16 protein-coding genes are annotated in these 16,710 nt (G+C 71.7%); 8 read left to right on the top strand and 8 right to left on the bottom strand.

The annotated features are described in order from the left end of the window. Positions 1–71: 71 nt before the first annotated feature. From BLV39_RS11760 to BLV39_RS11775, 4 genes are read right to left on the bottom strand one after another with little or no spacing between them, the layout of a single operon-like run. Positions 72–533: an aminoacyl-tRNA deacylase gene (locus BLV39_RS11760; RefSeq protein WP_090790130.1), complete on the bottom strand. Its 462-nt coding sequence runs from the start codon at positions 531–533 to the stop codon at positions 72–74. A gap of 10 nt (positions 534–543) precedes the next feature. Beyond that, positions 544–1,296 (bottom strand): MerR family transcriptional regulator, encoded by a 753-nt coding sequence (locus BLV39_RS11765; protein ID WP_090790132.1) that lies wholly within the window; start codon positions 1,294–1,296, stop codon positions 544–546. Positions 1,297–1,302: 6 nt separating this feature from the next. Further along, on the bottom strand, positions 1,303–2,196 hold the full coding sequence (locus tag BLV39_RS11770; RefSeq protein WP_090790134.1) for a DMT family transporter: 894 nt from the start codon (positions 2,194–2,196) through the stop codon (positions 1,303–1,305). 9 nt (positions 2,197–2,205) lie between these two features. Then, complete coding sequence (locus BLV39_RS11775; protein ID WP_090790136.1) at positions 2,206–2,979, bottom strand: GNAT family N-acetyltransferase; 774 nt, start codon at positions 2,977–2,979, stop codon at positions 2,206–2,208. A gap of 62 nt (positions 2,980–3,041) precedes the next feature. On the opposite strand from BLV39_RS11775, the gene BLV39_RS11780 reads away from it, so the two are divergent. Next, positions 3,042–3,545, top strand: coding sequence for a septum formation family protein (locus tag BLV39_RS11780; protein ID WP_090790138.1), 504 nt, complete (start codon positions 3,042–3,044; stop codon positions 3,543–3,545). Here BLV39_RS11780 and BLV39_RS11785 read toward each other — a convergent pair. Both BLV39_RS11785 and BLV39_RS11790 read right to left on the bottom strand, forming a co-directional pair. Continuing rightward, positions 3,535–4,179, bottom strand: a complete 645-nt coding sequence (locus tag BLV39_RS11785) for a hypothetical protein (RefSeq protein ID WP_090790140.1) — start codon at positions 4,177–4,179, stop codon at positions 3,535–3,537. The genes BLV39_RS11780 and BLV39_RS11785 overlap by 11 nt on opposite strands. Beyond that, positions 4,176–5,582, bottom strand: a complete 1,407-nt coding sequence (locus BLV39_RS11790) for a selenium-binding family protein (protein ID WP_090790142.1) — start codon at positions 5,580–5,582, stop codon at positions 4,176–4,178. Before BLV39_RS11790 ends, BLV39_RS11785 begins: the two co-directional genes overlap by 4 nt. 71 nt (positions 5,583–5,653) lie before the next feature. Between BLV39_RS11790 and BLV39_RS11795 the strand changes: the two genes are divergently transcribed. The 3 genes from BLV39_RS11795 (at position 5,654) to BLV39_RS11805 (ending at position 8,867) form a co-directional block, all read left to right on the top strand. Then, positions 5,654–6,913, top strand: a complete 1,260-nt coding sequence (locus BLV39_RS11795; RefSeq protein WP_090790144.1) for an FAD/NAD(P)-binding protein — start codon at positions 5,654–5,656, stop codon at positions 6,911–6,913. Positions 6,914–7,013: 100 nt separating this feature from the next. Next, a complete protein-coding gene (locus tag BLV39_RS11800; RefSeq protein WP_090790146.1) occupies positions 7,014–7,565 on the top strand; it encodes a peptidoglycan-binding domain-containing protein in 552 nt (183 codons plus the stop codon). A 171-nt stretch (positions 7,566–7,736) separates the two neighbouring features. Continuing rightward, positions 7,737–8,867 (top strand): YeiH family protein, encoded by a 1,131-nt coding sequence (locus BLV39_RS11805; RefSeq protein WP_204082915.1) that lies wholly within the window; start codon positions 7,737–7,739, stop codon positions 8,865–8,867. A gap of 31 nt (positions 8,868–8,898) precedes the next feature. Here BLV39_RS11805 and BLV39_RS11810 read toward each other — a convergent pair whose 3' ends face one another. Together BLV39_RS11810 and BLV39_RS11815 are read right to left on the bottom strand one after the other, a co-directional pair. Beyond that, the gene (locus BLV39_RS11810; protein WP_090790148.1) at positions 8,899–9,867 is read right to left on the bottom strand and encodes a hypothetical protein; all 969 of its coding nucleotides are present in this window, start codon (positions 9,865–9,867) and stop codon (positions 8,899–8,901) included. Positions 9,868–9,878: 11 nt separating this feature from the next. Then, entirely contained in the window at positions 9,879–10,373 is a 495-nt protein-coding gene (locus tag BLV39_RS11815; RefSeq protein WP_090790150.1) for a SigE family RNA polymerase sigma factor, read from the bottom strand. A gap of 99 nt (positions 10,374–10,472) precedes the next feature. On the opposite strand from BLV39_RS11815, the gene BLV39_RS11820 reads away from it, so the two are divergent. From BLV39_RS11820 to BLV39_RS11835, 4 genes are all read left to right on the top strand, one after another. Continuing rightward, positions 10,473–11,561: an LLM class flavin-dependent oxidoreductase gene (locus tag BLV39_RS11820; RefSeq protein WP_090790153.1), complete on the top strand. Its 1,089-nt coding sequence runs from the start codon at positions 10,473–10,475 to the stop codon at positions 11,559–11,561. Positions 11,562–11,911: 350 nt separating this feature from the next. Continuing rightward, positions 11,912–13,897 carry a DUF1800 domain-containing protein gene (locus tag BLV39_RS11825; RefSeq protein ID WP_090790155.1) on the top strand — a complete coding sequence of 662 codons (1,986 nt, stop codon included), beginning with the start codon at positions 11,912–11,914 and terminating at the stop codon, positions 13,895–13,897. 17 nt (positions 13,898–13,914) lie between these two features. Next, positions 13,915–15,282, top strand: a complete 1,368-nt coding sequence (locus BLV39_RS11830) for a DUF1501 domain-containing protein (protein ID WP_239083942.1) — start codon at positions 13,915–13,917, stop codon at positions 15,280–15,282. Positions 15,283–15,361: 79 nt separating this feature from the next. Further along, positions 15,362–16,702 carry a ferredoxin reductase family protein gene (locus BLV39_RS11835; protein ID WP_090790160.1) on the top strand — a complete coding sequence of 447 codons (1,341 nt, stop codon included), beginning with the start codon at positions 15,362–15,364 and terminating at the stop codon, positions 16,700–16,702. The last annotated feature ends 8 nt before the right edge of the window (positions 16,703–16,710 follow it).

The following is a 16,710-nucleotide window of genomic DNA, read 5'->3' on the forward strand; positions in this document are numbered from 1 at the left end:
TGGGACGGACGCCTCTTACGACCGTATCGCTTCCGCCGGAACTCGCCGGAAACGGCGGGTTATCGGCCGGTTTACTCCGGATCTGAGACGTCGGCGATCGTCGCGCCGAGCGCGCGCAGGGCGGTATCGGCATCGACGGCCACCGCGACTCCGTGCTCGCCCGCGCCCAGCGTGATCTCCCGACCGGCCATCCGCTCGTCGGCGACCACCGGCCACGGTGCCAGCGACCCGAACGGGGTGATGGTGCCGCGCTCGTAGCCGGTGGCGTCGAAGGCGGTCGCGGCATCGGGCATGGACAGCCGGCTGACCCCGAGCAGCGTGCGCAGCTTGGGCCAGGAGATCACCCGGTCACCCGGCACCAGGACGAAGAGGTAGTCGCCCTCGCCCCGGCGGACCACGATCGTCTTCACCACGTCCGGGATCTCCACGCCGCGGGCGGCGGCGGCCTCGGCGAGGCTGCGCACCGGGCCGTGGTTGACGACCCGGTGCGCCACACCGGCGTTTTCGAGCGCTTCGACCGCGCGACCACTCATGTGGCCAAGGTTATGACCTTGCCACCGCGTTGGCGTGGATCGCCTCGTTGAGGAACCGCGCCATTCCCGGCTTCAGGTTCTCGTAGAACGCCGTGAAGCGTGGATCCGCGACGTACATGTCGGCCAGCCCGGTGTGGATCTCGTACGTGCACTCGTAGAACCATTGGCTGATCTGCTGCCGGTGCTCCTCGGCCAGGTCCATCGCCGCCCGCCCCTCGGCCGGCTGCCCGCTGTCCATCACGGCGGCGAACCGGCGGCCCCAGTCCTCGCTCTCGGAGCGGAACCGCAGCCAGTCGTCCTTGCTGTAGCGGCCGGTCCGGCGCTGTGACTCGGCGTACGCGTCCGTGCCTCCCCACCGTTCCTCGGCCTCGTCGGCGTGACGCTCCGGGTCGACGTCGCCGAACACCTCGAAGCGCTCCTCCGGGGTCAGGTTCACACCCACCTTCTGTGCCTCCATCGCGAACTCGATGGCGGTCGCCATCTCCGTCAGTTTCTTGATCCGCTCCAGCAGCAGCCGGTGCTGCCGGCGGAAGTGCTCCCGCGGGTCGGCCGTGTCCAGCAGCACCGCGATCTCGTCCAGGCCGAAGCCCAGCTCGCGGTAGAACCGGATCTGCTGCAACCGCTCCAGGTCGGCGTCGGTGTAGACGCGGTAGCCGGCCGAGGTCCGCTCGCCGGGCACCAGCAGCCCGATGTCGTCGTAGTGGTGCAACGTGCGCACCGTGACACCGGCCAACGCCGCGACCCGGCTCACCGGGTAACCCATCCGGGCTCACCCCCTCTCAGAGACCCACGAAACACCCTGCCGTCGCGTGAGGGTCAAGTTTTTCGCCCGGGTCGCCGCGACACCGGCCAGGCAGAGCAGGCCGCCGCCGAGCGCGAGCGCCGCCGGCACCTCGCCGAGCAGGGCCCAGGCCAGGACCACCACCAGCGGGGGTACGAGGTACGTGGTGGCACCCAGCTTGCCGGCGCCGGTGTGGGCCAGCGCGTACGCCCAGGTGGTGAACGCCAGCGCCGTCGGCCCGGCGCCGAGGTAGACGAGCCAGCCGATGGTCGCGGGTGCGGTCGCGTCGGCGACGAGTTGGCCGGCGAACGGCAGGCAGGCGACGGCGCCGACGACGGTGGCCAGGAACGTGACGGCGAGGGGGTCGGAGCCGGCCAGCAGCGGCTTCTGTGCGACCACCCCGACGGCGTAGCCGACCGCGGCGACCAGGCAGAGCACGACGCCCCACGGGTCGGCACGCGCGTCGCCGGCGGCCGCGACACCGATCAGGACGGTGCCCGCGAACGCCGTGCCCAGCCCGAGCAGCAGCGTGCGCGGGAAGCCCTCGCCGAGGAACAGCCCGGCCAGGACGGCGATCAGCACCGGCCCGAGGTTGACCACCATCGCGGCGGTGCCGGCGTCGACCCGGCGTTCGGCGGCGTTCAGGGCCACGTTGTACACGCCGAGCCAGGCGACGCCGCAGAGCACCAGGCGCGGCCAGGCGCCGCGGTCCGGCCAGCGTGGCCGGCGGACCGCGACCAGTGCGCCGAGCAGGACCGCGGCGACCAGCAGCCGGCCGAGCGCGAGCGCGCCGGGGCGCACGTCGGCGCCGACGTGCCGGATGGCGACGAACGCCGAGGCCCAGAGGAGGACGGTGGTGGCGATGGCGGCAGCGATTTTCACGCCGTCAACCTAGGTCCGGGACCTTTCGGCGCCGGCCGAAACGTAGGTGGCCTCCTCGTACCCGCCGATGACCGTGAAACCGATTCGGCGGTACGCGGCGACGGCGGGTGCGTTGTCGGCCTTGACGTTGAGGGTGATGACGTCGGTCGTCTCGCGCAGCCGGTGGCACAGCGCGGCGGTGACCCGCTGGGCGAGGCCCTGGCCCCGGTGGGCCGGGTCGGTGGTGACGTTGCCGATCGCGCTGACCCGGTAGACCGGCGACCAGACGTGCACGCCGGCCACCGCGACGAGCTTTCCCGCGCGGCGGAGGCCGACGTACTGGCCGGTCTCCAGCATCCGCTCGTCGAACCAGTTGCCGGGGTACGCCCGCGCGTACAGCGTCTCTAGCTCGGCCAGGTCGGCCTGTCCCAGCGGCTCGCCCTCCGCGGGACTCTCGGGTGCGCCCCGCAGCACCATCTTGTGGTGCGGGCCGCCGTCGTGCGTGCGGGTGTACGCCGGGGTCAGCGCGCTGCCTGCGCCGGGGGAGAGGTGGGCGTAGACCGTGCGCGGCAGCAGCGGGACGAGCCGGGTGAGCAGGTCGCGCAGCGGCTCGTCCGGGCCGAACGCGAGCAGGGTCGGCGTCGGCTGGCCGTGGTAGATCAGGGCGACCGTCTCGCCGTGCGCGTACCAGGTCGTGAACGGCCAGAAGAAGTCGTCGAGGTCGCCTAGCTGGTACGCGTGCAGAGCAGGGTCCTTGCGGAGCAACGCGGCAAGCTCGGCGCGGTCGTGGACGCTGCGCAACATGGCCGCGATCGTGTCACAGGGTTCGCCCCTGGCCTGCTCACGGTGCTAATTTGCGGCGCGTGATGTCGGCAGAGCCACCCGCGGAGCCACCCAGGCCGGCGCCCGCGCGCGGGCTGCTCGTGTTCGGTGTGCTGTTCGCGGTGGTCATCCTCGTGGCGGCGGTGGTCGGCGCGGCGGTCGCCCTGCGCGGTGCGGACGCGTCGTCGTCCGGCGGCGAGGTCTCGGCGGGCAAGCTGGCGGTCGGCCACTGCGTCGACGGGCTGCGGGAGAGCGACGACGTCGCCGCGCTGCCGGTGCTGCCGTGCGAGCGGCCGCACGAGGGCGAGGTCTTCGCGATCGTCGTGCTGCCGGCCGGGCCGTACCCGGGTGCCGAGAAGTTGGGTCTACAGGCTCGGCAGGAGTGCCTGGCACAGTTCGAGGACTACGCGCCGTCGTCCGTCGCCGATGACAAGGTCGAGCTGTTCTACCTGCACCCGACCGAGCTCTCCTGGACGGCCGGCGACCGCGGGGTCACCTGCGTCGCCACCGACCCGACGACCAAGCGCACCGGCTCGCTCAAAGGGTGAGCACGACCGCTGCCGCACCGGAGCCGATCAGGGCGACGGCCCACACGAGGTCGAGGTTGACCCAGGCCTTGCGCAGCACCTCGAGCCCGAGCACCCGGTAGACCAGCAGGCCGATCACGCCGGCCACGGTCACCATCGCGACGGTGTGGACGGTGGTCGCCGCGAGTCCCTGCCAGAGCAGGGCGCTCGGGTCGGACGGCGCGTGCAGGGCGTGGTCCTGGTGCACGCCGGGCGGCGGGTTGGCCACGAGCACCGGCACCAGCATCAGCCCGGCGCCGTGCACCGAGGACATCAGGAACGACCAGCCGGTGAGCTGCCACGGCGTGAGCCGCATGCCGGCCCAGGTGAAGTGCCGGCGGGACAGCGCACGCCACAGCCCGAAGCCGACCATCACCAGCCCGCCGGCGATGGCGACCACCCGGGTCGCCAGCACCGACCGCAGACCCTCGACCAGCGCGGCCACGGCGAACACCGACAGCGCGTGCCCGGCCGCGATCGGCACCAGCGAGCGGAGCACCGCCAGCGCCGAACGCTCCTGAAGGCCGATGGCCACGGCGAACAGCCACCCCATGCCGGGGTTGAGGCCGTGGAACGCGCCGAGGCCGGCGAGGGTCGCGATTTCCAGCCAACTCACGGGAAGCAGTATGAGTCCGATGAGGCGTCGCCGCCCTGCAGCCTTGTCTGGTGCACGCGGCGACCCCGGAACTCGTCGCCGTGCGGGAAGAAGCGGGGGTCGGGGGTGAGGCCGCCGTTGTCGAGGTCGACGTCGAGGCGGGCCGCCCAGGCGCCGACACCGTCCGGGTAGAACTGGTCGTCCCAGGCGCCGTAGAGCGAGTTGGTGATGTAGACCCGGCGCCCGTCGCGGGACACCTCGACCATCTGCGGGCCGCCGGCCAGCGCGAGGTCCGGCGCGGCCGGGTGGGCGGCCTTGGTGACGATGCCGCCGAGCCGCACCTCGCCGGTCAGCCGGGGTGCGAACGGGTCGGACACGTCGTACTGCAGGAGCTTGCCGATGCCCCACGCGGAGACGTAGAGGTAGCGGTCGTCGACCGACAGGTCGATGTCGGTGACCAGCGGCGGCACGGCGCCGAACGGCTGGAGGATCGGCGGCAGGTCGGCCGCGTCCGCCGGCTCGGCGGGGATCTCGATCACCTTGCGGACGGCGAAGTCGCCGGTCTCGTCCCGGTGCCAGAGCCAGACGGAGGCCGACAGGTCCTCGACGCTGACCACCACGCCGACGAAGCCGTATTCCTTGGTCGGGTCGTGCGCGGGCCGCAGCTCCAGCGCCATCTGGTGCTGGTCGCCGAGGTCGAGCGTCTGGAGATGGCGGCGCTTGCGCAGGTCGAAGAAGTGGATCGAGTGGCCGTATTTCCGGCCCAGCAGCAGCTCCCCGACCAGCCCGTCCTCGATCATCGACGGGGTGCCCCACTCGCTGGTCACCACCACGTCGCGGGTCAGGTGCCACCAGAAGTCGTACCCGAAATATTGTGGCCCGCGGTCGATCTCCCAGGCGCCCAGCACATCGAACGAGTCGTGGTCGAGCAGCGCGATGCCGCCGGGTCCCTCGGCGCCGTCGGCCCCGCCCAGGTTGGAGACGTAGATCCCCTCGGGGCCGCAGTGCACGGTGTGCGGCCGGGAGTAGCCGGCCTTGGCCAGCTCCGCGGGCTCGATGGTGCGGACGATCGACGGCGCCTTCGGGTTGTCCTTGGTGTCGAGCACGTAGATCCGCGAGGACCGCAGCCCCGGCACGATCAGGTAGCGGCGCTCGACGTGCGGGTGCGGCGACGACGGGCACAGCGCGCTGCTGCACGCGTTCCAGCCGAAGTGGTGCAGCTCGTCGCCGCGGTGCGGCAGGTCGGTCCAGCCGACGACACGCCCGTAGCTGTCGGAGGTCTCGTCGACGTCGAGCACGGCGATCGCGTCCGGCTGCTCGGCCGACCGGTCGAACGCGGCGACGTAGGCCAGCTTCTCGGCGGGTGCGGACACCGCCTGGCGCGGCGAGGGATAGAAGGTCGGGTCCGGCTTCCACAACGGCATCGCGGCACTCCTTTGCCTGATTCCGACAGTAACCTACAATACCTATAGGATTTGAGGGGCGGCGATGGCTTATGAAAACCCTGATCATCGGTGGTGGCCCCGCCGGGGCACTGGCCGCGTTGGCCGTCAACCGACACAGTGGACGCGCGGTGACCGTCGTCGACCCGTCTCCCGAACTGGGACCGGGCTCAGCGTATGCCACCCGGGAACCCCGGCATCTGCTCAACTCACGCGCCGGGGCGATGTCGGTCGATCCGGACGATCCGGGTGACTTCGCCGCCTGGGCCCGATGTCGCCCGGACGAGTTCCTGCCCCGAGCGCTCTACGGCCGCTACCTCGCGGACCGGATCGGCGCGGTGCCACACCTCGCGCATCGTGCCCTGCGGGTCCGACCGGTCGGCCCCGCCGGCTGGGCGGTCGAGCTCAGCGACGGCACGACCCGATGGGCGTCCGACGTCGTCCTGGCGGTCGGCCCGCCACCGCCGGTCTTCCCGGCGGCGGCGTCGGTCGCGGTGCGCCGGGCGCCCGGCTACGTCGCGGTGCCCTGGTCGCCGGGCGCGCTGGACGGCGTCGCGGCCACGGACCGGGTGCTGCTGCTCGGCACCGGCCTGACCGCCGTCGACGCGGTGCTCACCCTGCTGGCCCGAGGTCACCGGGGCCAGATCGTCGCCGTCTCCCGGCACGGCCTGCTGCCCCAGGCGCACACCGACCTGCCGGGCGCCCCCTTGGGGGTCGACGCGACCGGGCTGCGCGAGCTCCTGCGGGTGCTGCGCGGCAGTCCTGACTGGCGGGCCAGCGTGGACGCGCTGCGCCCGCGGGTCGACCAGGTCTGGTCCGGGCTGACCCTCGACGAGCAGCAGCGGTTCCTGCGCCACCTGGCGCGCTACTGGGAGGTGCACCGACACCGCTGCGCGCCGGAGGTGGCGGCCGCCGTCGCCGGTGCCCGGGCGGGCGGCGCCCTGGAGGTGATCGCGACCCGGCTGACAGCGATCCGCACCGCTCCCCGCGGTTTCGAGGTGGCCATGCCCGGCCCCCGGACCTTCGACGCGGTCGTCAACTGCACCGGGCCGGGCCACCCGGCGGGCATCCCGCTGGTGCGCTCCCTGGTCGCCGACGGGCTGGCTCGGGCGGACCCGCTGGCGCTCGGCATCGACGTCGACGACGCCGGCCGCCCGATCGGCCGGGACGGCCGGCCGACCGAGGGCCTGCACGTGCTGGGCAGCCTGCGTCGCGGCCGCTGGTGGGAGACGACCGCGATCCCGGAGATCCGCGCGCAGGCGTACGCCGTCGCGACCCGCCTGGCGAGCGCACCGGCCCAGCGCGCCGCCTGACCTCCGCACGGTCAGTGATCGACATGCATGAGTTGCGTCACATCGAACGATGTCGTGATCTCTGTATTCTTCGATCTCCTGACCATGGAGGAAGGTCCACATGCGAATCCTGGAACGAACCGGTCGGCGGTGGGCGCTGGTCGCCGGCGCGAGTGTGGTCGCACTGCTGGCCGCCGGCCTGGTGAGCCCCACGCCGGCGCGGGCGTCGGCGGCGCAGGGCGTCATCTCCGGCTCCGGCGCGGTGACCGACGACTTCGGCGACGAGGCGACGCTCAGCCGCACCGGGCCGTGGCGGCGCAGCACCGCCGTCGCACTGTGGCAGACGATCCTCGCTGCCGAGGGCTTCATCGACAACGAGGGCATCGACTGTGAGTTCGGGCCCGGCACCGAGGCCGGCACGAAGAGCTTCCAACGCCGGTACGGGCTCGGCGCCGACGGCATCGTCGGTCCGAACACCTGGAGCAAGGCCGACAACTACCTGGTCAACGACTACGACACCGTCGGCTACGAACACGTCGCCTACAACTCGCCCAATCGCGTGCAGGAACTCGGTTTCCGGCGCCTGGGCAACGGCTACTACGCGGTCTTCCTGTGGGGCGGCGGCGCTGTCGACGCGGAGGCGTGGAACACCAAGGCATCGCCGTACTGCTAGGGGATTGCCCGGGACATCGATCCATCGTTATCCTATCAACCCGATAGGATAAGGAGGGAGAGATGCCATGAGCAGACCTACGCGGATCAGCGAGGACTGGGCGGCCACTGTGGTCGGTCTCGTGCTGCTGGTCCTGATCCTGACCGGTGTGATCAGTCGCGGGATCCTGCAGTGACCACGGTCAACGAGACCGAGGCGCTGGTCCCGGCCGAGCAGACCGAGCGGAAGGTCGACTGGGCGTGGGTGGGCGCCGGCCTCGTGGTGGTGCTCGCCCTCGCCTGGCTCACCAAGTATCTGGACAAGAACGTGCCCGCCTGGCTCGCCGACACCAGCCTCAAACGGGTCGCGAAGTCGGTCGAATACCCCGTCTACGCGATCGTGATCGGCCTGCTCGGCAACGCGGTGCTGACCGCGACCGGAGTCCGCGACCGGCTCGCGCCCGCCTTCCGCACCGAGTTCTTCATCAAGACCGGCCTCGTCCTGCTCGGTGTCTCGATCAACCTGTCGCTGCTGGTCACGGCGGCCGGCCCGGCGATCGTCCAGGCGCTGCTGCTGATCTCCGGCGTCTTCCTGTTCACCTGGTGGCTCGGCGGCAAGCTCGGCCTCGACGACAAGCTCCGCGCGCTGCTCGCCTCGGCGGTGTCGATCTGCGGAGTCAGCGCGGCGATCGCCGCCGCCGGTGCGGTGAAGGCCAAGCGCGAACAACTGGCGTACGCGGCCAGCCTGGTCATCCTGTTCGCGCTCCCGTCGATCTTCCTGCTGCCGTGGCTGGCGGGCGTGTTCGGGCTCTCCGACGCGGTGGCCGGCGCCTGGATCGGCGGCAACATCGACACCACCGCGGCCGTCACCGCCGCCGGCACGCTGGCCGGTGAGGACGCGCTGAAGATCGCGACGATCGTGAAGGTCACCCAGAACGCGCTGATCGGCATCGTGGCCGTCGCGCTGACCGCGTGGTTCGCGTTCAAGGTGGAGCGCACGGCCGACTCCGCCCGGCCCGGCGCGGGTGAGCTCTGGCGGCGGTTCCCGAAGTTCGTGCTCGGCTTCGTCGCCGCGTCGGTGCTCGGCACCTGGTTCGCCAACACGGTCAGCGCCGCCGACAACAGCGCGGCCCAGGCCGTCGCGACGAACTTCCGCACCTGGTTCCTGATCCTGGCGTTCGTCAGCATCGGCCTGGAGTTCCGGCTGACCGCGCTGCGCGAGGCGGGGTGGCGGCCCATCGCGGTGTTCGCCAGCGCGACGGTGGTCAACATCGTTCTGGCCCTCGCCCTGGCCGCGTTGCTGTTCTCCGACTTCACCGTCTGACCCATGACGGGGCCCCGATCCAGGGGCCCCGTCAGTTGTCCGTCGGCCAGGTCGTGATGCGCTCCACGGTCTCCGTCACCGTAAGGGCGGCGAGCACCGCGTCGGCGTCGGCTACCTCGTAACCCTGGTACGCCTTGCCGATCCGGACGCTGACCTCCAGGTGCGCCACCCCGCGCAGCGCCACCTCGTCGCGGCCGGGGTAGAGGAACGCGGGCCGGCCGCCGACCGTGTGGTTGCCGCTGCGGTCTGTGCGGCCGCGCGAGTACTGCGCCTGCACCTCCATCCGCGCGCCGTCGGCGCCCCGCAGGATGACTCCGCCGTGCGCGTACACGCGGTCGATGAAGCCCAGGTAGGCGGTGACCGGCACACTCCCCGGCGGGCGGTGCCCGAGTCGGAACGGCAGGACAAGTTGTTGCGTGCGGTCCAGATCGACGACGGCCGCGACCCGCGCGGCGTACGCCGGATCCTTGGCCTGGATGCGCAACCAGAGCCCGGGCACCGGCTGCGAGCGCACCACCGCACCGCCGTCGGACTGCCTTTCCGCCGCGTCGACGGCCGCCTGTGAGCGCCCGATGGTCACGGAGACGAGGGCGTCGTCGATCTCCGCCTCGAGCTGCTCGTAACCGGCCGCGCTGGTCCAGTTGTGGAACCTCGCGCCGGCCTCGATCGCGGGCGCCGCGAAGTGGATCAGCCGAGGGTCCGTGCCCACGGCGGCCGGGTCGGCCTCGGCACCCGGCGCTGAGACGGCCGGCAGGGCGACGGCCGGGGGAGTCCGCCCGCCGACCTCCAGCCCGGCGCCGCCGCGCAGCGACGAGATCGCGACCGTGCCACCGGCCGCGACGACCAGAGCGACCGCCGCCGCGCCCCACAGCGTGGCCCGGCGCCGGCGCCGATAGCTCCGCCCGCGCCCCACGGCCCGCGAGATCAGCGCGTCACGGTCGACCTCGCCGGCCGCGTGCCGGTCGAGGGTGGTCCGGATGAGCTCGTCCAGGTCCGGCATCGGTCCGCCCCTCATTCCGTCTTCAACAGGGTCTGCCGCAGCGTCTGGGTCGCGCGCAACGCGTGGGTGCGCACCGTCGACGCCGAGCAGCCCAGGATCGTCGCGATGGTCGCGTCGTCGAGGTCCTCGTAGTAGCGCAGCGCCAGCACCGCCCGCTGTTGTCGGGGCAGCTCCAGCAGCAGTCGCCACAGGGCGTCCCACTCGGCGACCGCGGTGCCGACGTCGTGGACCGGCCCGCGCCGGTCGGCGGCGTCGGCGATCGCCTCGTGCGGAGTCGGTCGCTCGTGGTTCGCGCTCCTGCGCCACCACGACGCGTTGGCGTTGACGAGCATGCGCCGCAGGTAGACCTCGGGCCGCTCCATCCGGCTGATCGACCGCCACCGCACGAACGCCTGGCCCAACACCTCCTGCACCAGATCGTCGGCCCGGTCGCGGTCGCCCGTCAGCAGCCGGGCCAACCGCACGAGCGCGGGGCCACGCGTGCCGACGTACTCCTCGAACGTCATCCACAACCTCCTCACCGACCAGACGCTTTCAGCGGCGTCCGGTGTCCACAAGGCGGTCGGGGAATTACCAATTCCCTACTTAATCGATAGGATTACCGCATGCGCTTCCACTGGTTCCTGCCCACCACCGGCGACGGCCACCAGGTCCGCCCGGCGACCACGACGACCGGCACCGACCCCCGCCGAGGTCCGGCGCGCGCGGCGACTCTCGGCTATCTCACCCAGGTGGCCCGGGCCGCGGAGGACAGCGGGTTCGGCGCGCTGCTCACGCCCGTCGGCGCGGGTTGCCCGGATCCGCTCGTGGTGTGCACCGCCCTCGCACAGCACACCCAGCGGATCAAGCTGCTGGTCGCGTTCCGGCCCGGGTTCACGCTGCCGACCGTCTTCGCCCAGCAGACCCAGGCGTTCCAGGCGCTCACCGGAGACCGGTTGCTGCTCAACGCCGTCACCGGTGGGGATCCGCAGGAGCAGCGCGGCTACGGCGACTTCCTGGACCACGACGCGCGGTACGCCCGCACCGCCGAGTACCTGCGCGTGCTGCGCGGCTCCTGGGCGGGCGCCCCGTTCGACTTCGCCGGCACGCACTACCGGGTCGAGGGTGGCGGCCTGGAGGAGCCGCTGGCCGCCCAGCCCGAGATCTACTTCGGCGGCGCCTCTCCGGCGGCCGAGAAGGTGGCAGCTGCGCACGCCGACGTCTACCTGATGTGGGGCGAGCCGCCGGCCGCGATCGCCGCGCGGGTCGACCGGATCCGGGCGGCCGCCGCGGCGGAGGGTCGCACTCTCCGGCTCGGCATCCGGTTGCACGTGATCGCCCGCGACACCTCCGAGGAGGCGTGGGGCGAGACCGGGCGGCTGCTGGCCCAGATGAAGCCCGAGCAGATCGCCGCCGCGCAGGCCCGGTTCGCCCGGATGGACTCGGTCGGCCAGCAGCGGATGGCCGGCCTCCACAACGGACACTCGACCGACCTGGAGATCGCGCCGAACTTGTGGGCCGGCGTCGGCCTGATCCGCGAGGGCGCCGGCACCGCGCTGGTGGGCAGCTACGCCGAGGTCGCCGACCGGATCCGGGAGTACGCCGCCCTCGGCGTCGACGAGTTCATCCTGTCGGGCTGGCCGCACCTCGAGGAGGCCTACCGGGTGGGTGAGTTCCTGCTGCCCCGGCTGGCCTCCGTGGCGGTGCCGGCCTGAGCGGGGTCGGCGAGGCTGGTCCGATCGACGACGTCGGCGGCGAGTTACTTGCCGATGGACATTATTTGGGCTTAGCCGTCCCTTAAGTTTTCCTGTGCCGATTGATTAGGCCCGCTGCCAGGCACGTTGCCCGGTGGGGCACGGTGGGTGACGCCGGCAGACATCGAAGCAGCGTGCTGCGCTGACCGCCCGGTCCGGTGCGGTCCGGACCGCCTTAAGTCACTGGATCATGGGCCGCGAAACAGCCCTTGAGCAGGCCATCCGCGTGCCTTAGCTTCCGTGACGACCCTTCGACACCCAACCGCCGCCGCGGACGACCGTGGCGCACTCGCGAGAAGCGGGAACCGCACATGGCCAACCGGAACACGCCGCCCGACAGGCCGGGCGACGACGGCCGTTGGGACGGCCGGCCGCACCCCACCACGGACAGGTACCGGTCGCGGCCCGCCACCATGCAGCAGCGGGGGCCGCGCTGGGTGGGGCCGGACGGCGGTGTCGACATCGACTCGGTCGCCGGGCTGCCGGAGATCTACGACGAGGACGAGGACGACTCCGGCCCCGACAAGGGACGGCGGCGGGCGCTGCTGGCCCTCGGTGGCGCGGTCGCGCTGGCCGGTGGCGGCGCCGCGCTGAGCTTCACCTCGCAGGGCCAGGACCTGCTCGACAAGCTGCTCGGCGACGGCGGGGTGGACACCACGGCCGAGCAGCTCAACAACGCGATCTCGAACTCGCCGGCCCAGCAGCAGCCGAGCCAGGTGCGCACCTACACCGAGCAGAACGAGTCCTACATGGGCTCGCGGGCCGGCAACGAGCTACGCAAGAACGCTCCGGCCACCGGGCGCGCCTACTCCTCGCCGAGCGCCGCCGCGGCCAACACGAAGGTGACCGTCAAGACGGTCCTCGCCAAGGACCCGATCCGGCACCTGGCCAGCCGGGCGACGTTCGGGCCGACGCCCAAGGTGCTCAGTGACATCCGCCGGCTCGGCATCGACGGGTGGATCCGGGCCCAGCTCGCGCCGGACAAGATCGCGCCGACCCCGGGCGAGCTCAAGCTCGCCGAGCTCAGCACGCTGACCATGTCCATCCCGCAGCTCCGGGCCAACCGGGAGGCGCTCAACCAGAAGGGCACCCAGGCCGACCAGGAGGTCGTCGACGCCGCGGTCGGTCGGATGATCTTCTCGGAGCGGCAGCTCTTCGAGGTCATGGTCGACTTCTGGAACGACTTCCTGCACGTCGGGCCGTTCTTCGACGGTTCCGACATGGTGCGGTCGAGCTTCGACCGGGACGTGATCCGCAAGCACGCGCTCGGCAACTACCCGGAGATGCTGGTGGCAGCCAACCGCCACCCGGCGCTGCTGATCTACCTCAACCAGAACCAGTCCTCGAAGGACAACGTCAACGAGAACCTGGCCCGGGAGAACCTGGAGCTGTACTCGGTCGGCGTCGACGGCGGCTACACGGAGAAGGACGTCAAGCAGGCCGCGCTGCTGCAGACCGGCCGGGGCGTGCGCGAGGACCAGTACGTGTACCAGCCCGAGCGGCACCACGTCGGGCCGGTCAAGATCATGGGCTTCAGCCACCCGAACTCGACCGCGGACGGCGGTGAGGCGGCGAGCGACGCGTACTTCCGGTTCCTCGGCCTGCACCCGTCGACCGCGCGCTACGTCGCCATGAACCTGGCCACGCGGTTCGTCTCCGACGCGCCGCCGAAGTCGCTGATCGACCGGCTGGCCAAGACCTACCTGACGCACAGCGGTGCGATCAAGCCCGTGCTGATGACGATGTTCAGCTCGTCGGAGTTCTGGGCCGCGGTCGGCCAGAAGGTGCGCCGGCCGATGGAGTACCTGACCGCCACGTACCGCACGCTGGGCGTCTCGCCCGTTCCCAGCCCCGGCTTCCAGCAGGGCAACCGCGACCGCACCCCGTTCGCGGAGGGGCTGCGGCAGATCCGCAACAAGATGGACGAGCTCGGCCAGTTCCCGACCGGCCAGGCGACGCCCAACGGCTACCCCGACGTCTTCGTCGCCTGGACCTCGGCCGGCACAATGATCAACGGCTGGAACGAGGCGCTCGACATCGTCAACGGCAACCGCCGGATGTTCTCGTACCTGAAGCCCGAGCGCTTCGCCGGTGCGAACCCGCCGGACACCGCCGGCGCCTACGTCGACGCGCTGTCCAAGCGCCTCGTGCACCAGAAGCTCAGCGCCAAGGAGAAGGCGGCGATCCTCAGCATCGCCGGCGTCACCGCCAACACCAAGGTCGACGCGTCGTTCAACGGCGCGCTGACGTCCGTCGTGCGGGCGCTGCTCGCATCCCCGCAGCACCACCTCCGGTGAGTCCCTTGGAGAGCAGCGTGTCCACTTTTCCGATCCACCCGGACTGCCCCGACCTGGCGCGGCTGGCCGACAACCCGGTCGACGCCGTGCTGCGCGCGGAAGCGGCGGCCGTCACGGCCGAGGACACGGCCGAGCGCGACCGGCTGCAGGACCTCAACGAGCTGGAGGAGGCGCAGCAGGACGGCCGCGGCGTCACCCGGCGGAGGTTCGTCACGGGCGCGGCCGCGACCGCCACCGCACTGGCCACGACGCAGTTCATCTCGACCCGGGCGTCGTTCGCGGCGACCAAGACCGGCACGCTGATCCACGTCTTCCTCTACGGCGGGCTGGACGGCCTGGCCATGATCGCGCCGGCCGACGACCCGGTGCTGGCCAAGGTCCGCCCGGACCAGCTCATCCCCGAGAACGGCGGCATCGCGCTCCAGCGCGGGTTCCGGCTCAGCGGCTCGTTCGCGCCGCTGAAGAAATATCTGGACGCCGGGCAACTGGGCTTCGTGCCGGCGGTGACCGACCCGCGCCTGTCGCTGAGCCACTTCCAGGCCGCCGACGCCTGCAACCTCGGCGGCCTGCCGGGGGAGACCGGCGGCCGGGGCTGGCTGGACAGCCTCGTCGACGCGCTCGGGCCGGGCACCGCGTTCCGCAGCGTCGGCATCGGCAGCACGCTGCCGCGTTCGCTGGTCGGCAACAACGGCGCGATCGCGCTGAACAGCGTCGGTTCCTTCAACCTCAACGGCGACCAGCGCTTCAAGGACGCCACCGCCAAGGCGATCAAGACCCTGTTCACCGGCATCAACCACCCGGTGCAGGAGTCGGTGCAGGAGGGCCTCGCGGCGCTCACCCTGGCGCAGAAGCTGGCCGCCGACGGCTACGAGCCGCGCGCGGGCGTGGAGTACCAGGGCATCGGCAACGCCTTCCGGCAGCTCGCCCAGCTCATCAAGGGCGGCGCGAACGTGCGTGTGGCCACCATCGGGATGGGTGGCTGGGACACCCACGAGAACCAGGGCACCCAGGGCGGCTACGTCTTCAACCACATGGGCGAGCTCGCCGGCGCGATGGCCGCGTTCTTCGACGACCTGGGCCCGGCCGCGGCCGACGTGACCGTGATGGTGTCCAGCGAGTTCGGCCGCCGGGTCAGCCAGAACGGCAGCGGCACCGACCACGGGCATGGCGGCGTGATCTGCGTGCTGTCCGGCAAGAAGCTGTCCGGCAACCTGCTGGGCCGGTGGGACGGACTCGAGAAGCTGGACGGAGGCAACGTCCCGGAATACAACAACATGTTCAACGTCTACGGTGCCGTCGCGCAGGGCCGCTTCGGTCTGACCAACGCCGAGGTGGACAAGATCTTCCCCCGACAGAAGTACGCCCCGGTGAAGCTCTTTGCGTGACTACCCTTCGGGCACCGTAGTAGCGGGCCGCCGTCGGACCGGGGACCCCCCGCCCCGGTCCGACGGTCGCCCCGCGACCGTGCCCGCCAACGTTCCCGCGCGGCGTGGTGCCACCGGCCGCCGTGTGCTGGTGCTGTTCTTCTGGGCGGGCCTGGTGCTCGCCGTGCTGCCGTGGTGGCTGGCCACCCCGGCCGGCTCGCTGTCCGACACCGGCGCGGTGACGCTGGCCGCAGGTCGGATCGTCGGCCTGGTCGCGGGCTACGTGATGCTCGTCCAGGTGCTGCTGATGAGCCGGCTGCGGCTGCTCGACCGGCTGGCCGGCGAGGAGCTGATGACCCGCTGGCACCGGGACATCGGCGGCGCGCTGATCGTCGCGGTGCTGGGCCACATGGCACTGATCCTGGTCGGCTACGGCGCGCTCGACGGCTTCAACCCGCTGGTCGAGGCCCGGGTGCTGATCACCGGCGTGCCCGACATGCTGACCGCGTTCCTGTCCGCCGGCATCCTCACCGCGGTCGGGCTGTTCTCGATCCGGGCTGTCCGCAACGCCATGCCTTACGAGCTGTGGCGCTGGCTGCACATGTCCACCTACCTGGTGCTCTACCTGTCCTTCGGGCACCAGTTCTCGTTGGGCCAACAGCTTTTCCAGCCCGGCGTCGTACGCACCGGCTGGCTGGCCGCGTACGTCGGCGTCGTGGTCGTCCTCGCGTACGGCCGGGTGATCGCGCCCGTGTTCTTCAACCTGCGCTACCGCCTGCGGGTGGCCGACGTGGTCGCGGAGGGCCCGGACACCATCTCCATCTACCTGACCGGCCGCCGGCTCGACCGCCTCAAGCTCCTGGGTGGACAGTGGTTCCGGTTCCGGTTCATGGGCCGCGGACTCTGGTGGCAGTCGCACCCGTTCTCGGTCTCGGCCGCCAAGAACGGCCGGTGGCTGCGGCTGACGGTCAAGGTGGTCGGCGCCTACACCCGCGAGCTGAGTGAGCTCGACTCCGGTGGCCGCGTGTGGGCGATCGGCCCGCGTGGCTCGTTCACCGCCGCGCAGCGCACCGCGCAGCGCTCGTTGCTGATCGCCGGCGGCATCGGCATCACGCCGATCCGGGCGATGCTGGAGGAGTTGCCGCCCGGCGCGACACTGATCTACCGGGCCAGCACTCCCGCCGACGTGGTGCTGCAACGGGAGATCGACTGGCTGGCCCGGGCGCGCGATCTCGACGTCTGGTACGTGATCGGTGCCCGCACCGACCCCGGGCCGCGCCAGGTGATGAGCCCCAACGGCCTCCGCCGGCTCGTGCCCGACCTGGCCGGCCGGGACGTCTGGCTCTGCGGCCCGCCGGGGTTCGTCGAGTCGGCGCACAAGATCGTGCGGCGGTCCGGCGTGCCGCGCAAGAAGATCCACCTCGCCGCCTTCGAACTCTAGGAGCTTCT

This window comes from Asanoa ishikariensis, from assembly GCF_900107455.1.
Lineage (GTDB): Bacteria > Actinomycetota > Actinomycetes > Mycobacteriales > Micromonosporaceae > Asanoa > Asanoa ishikariensis.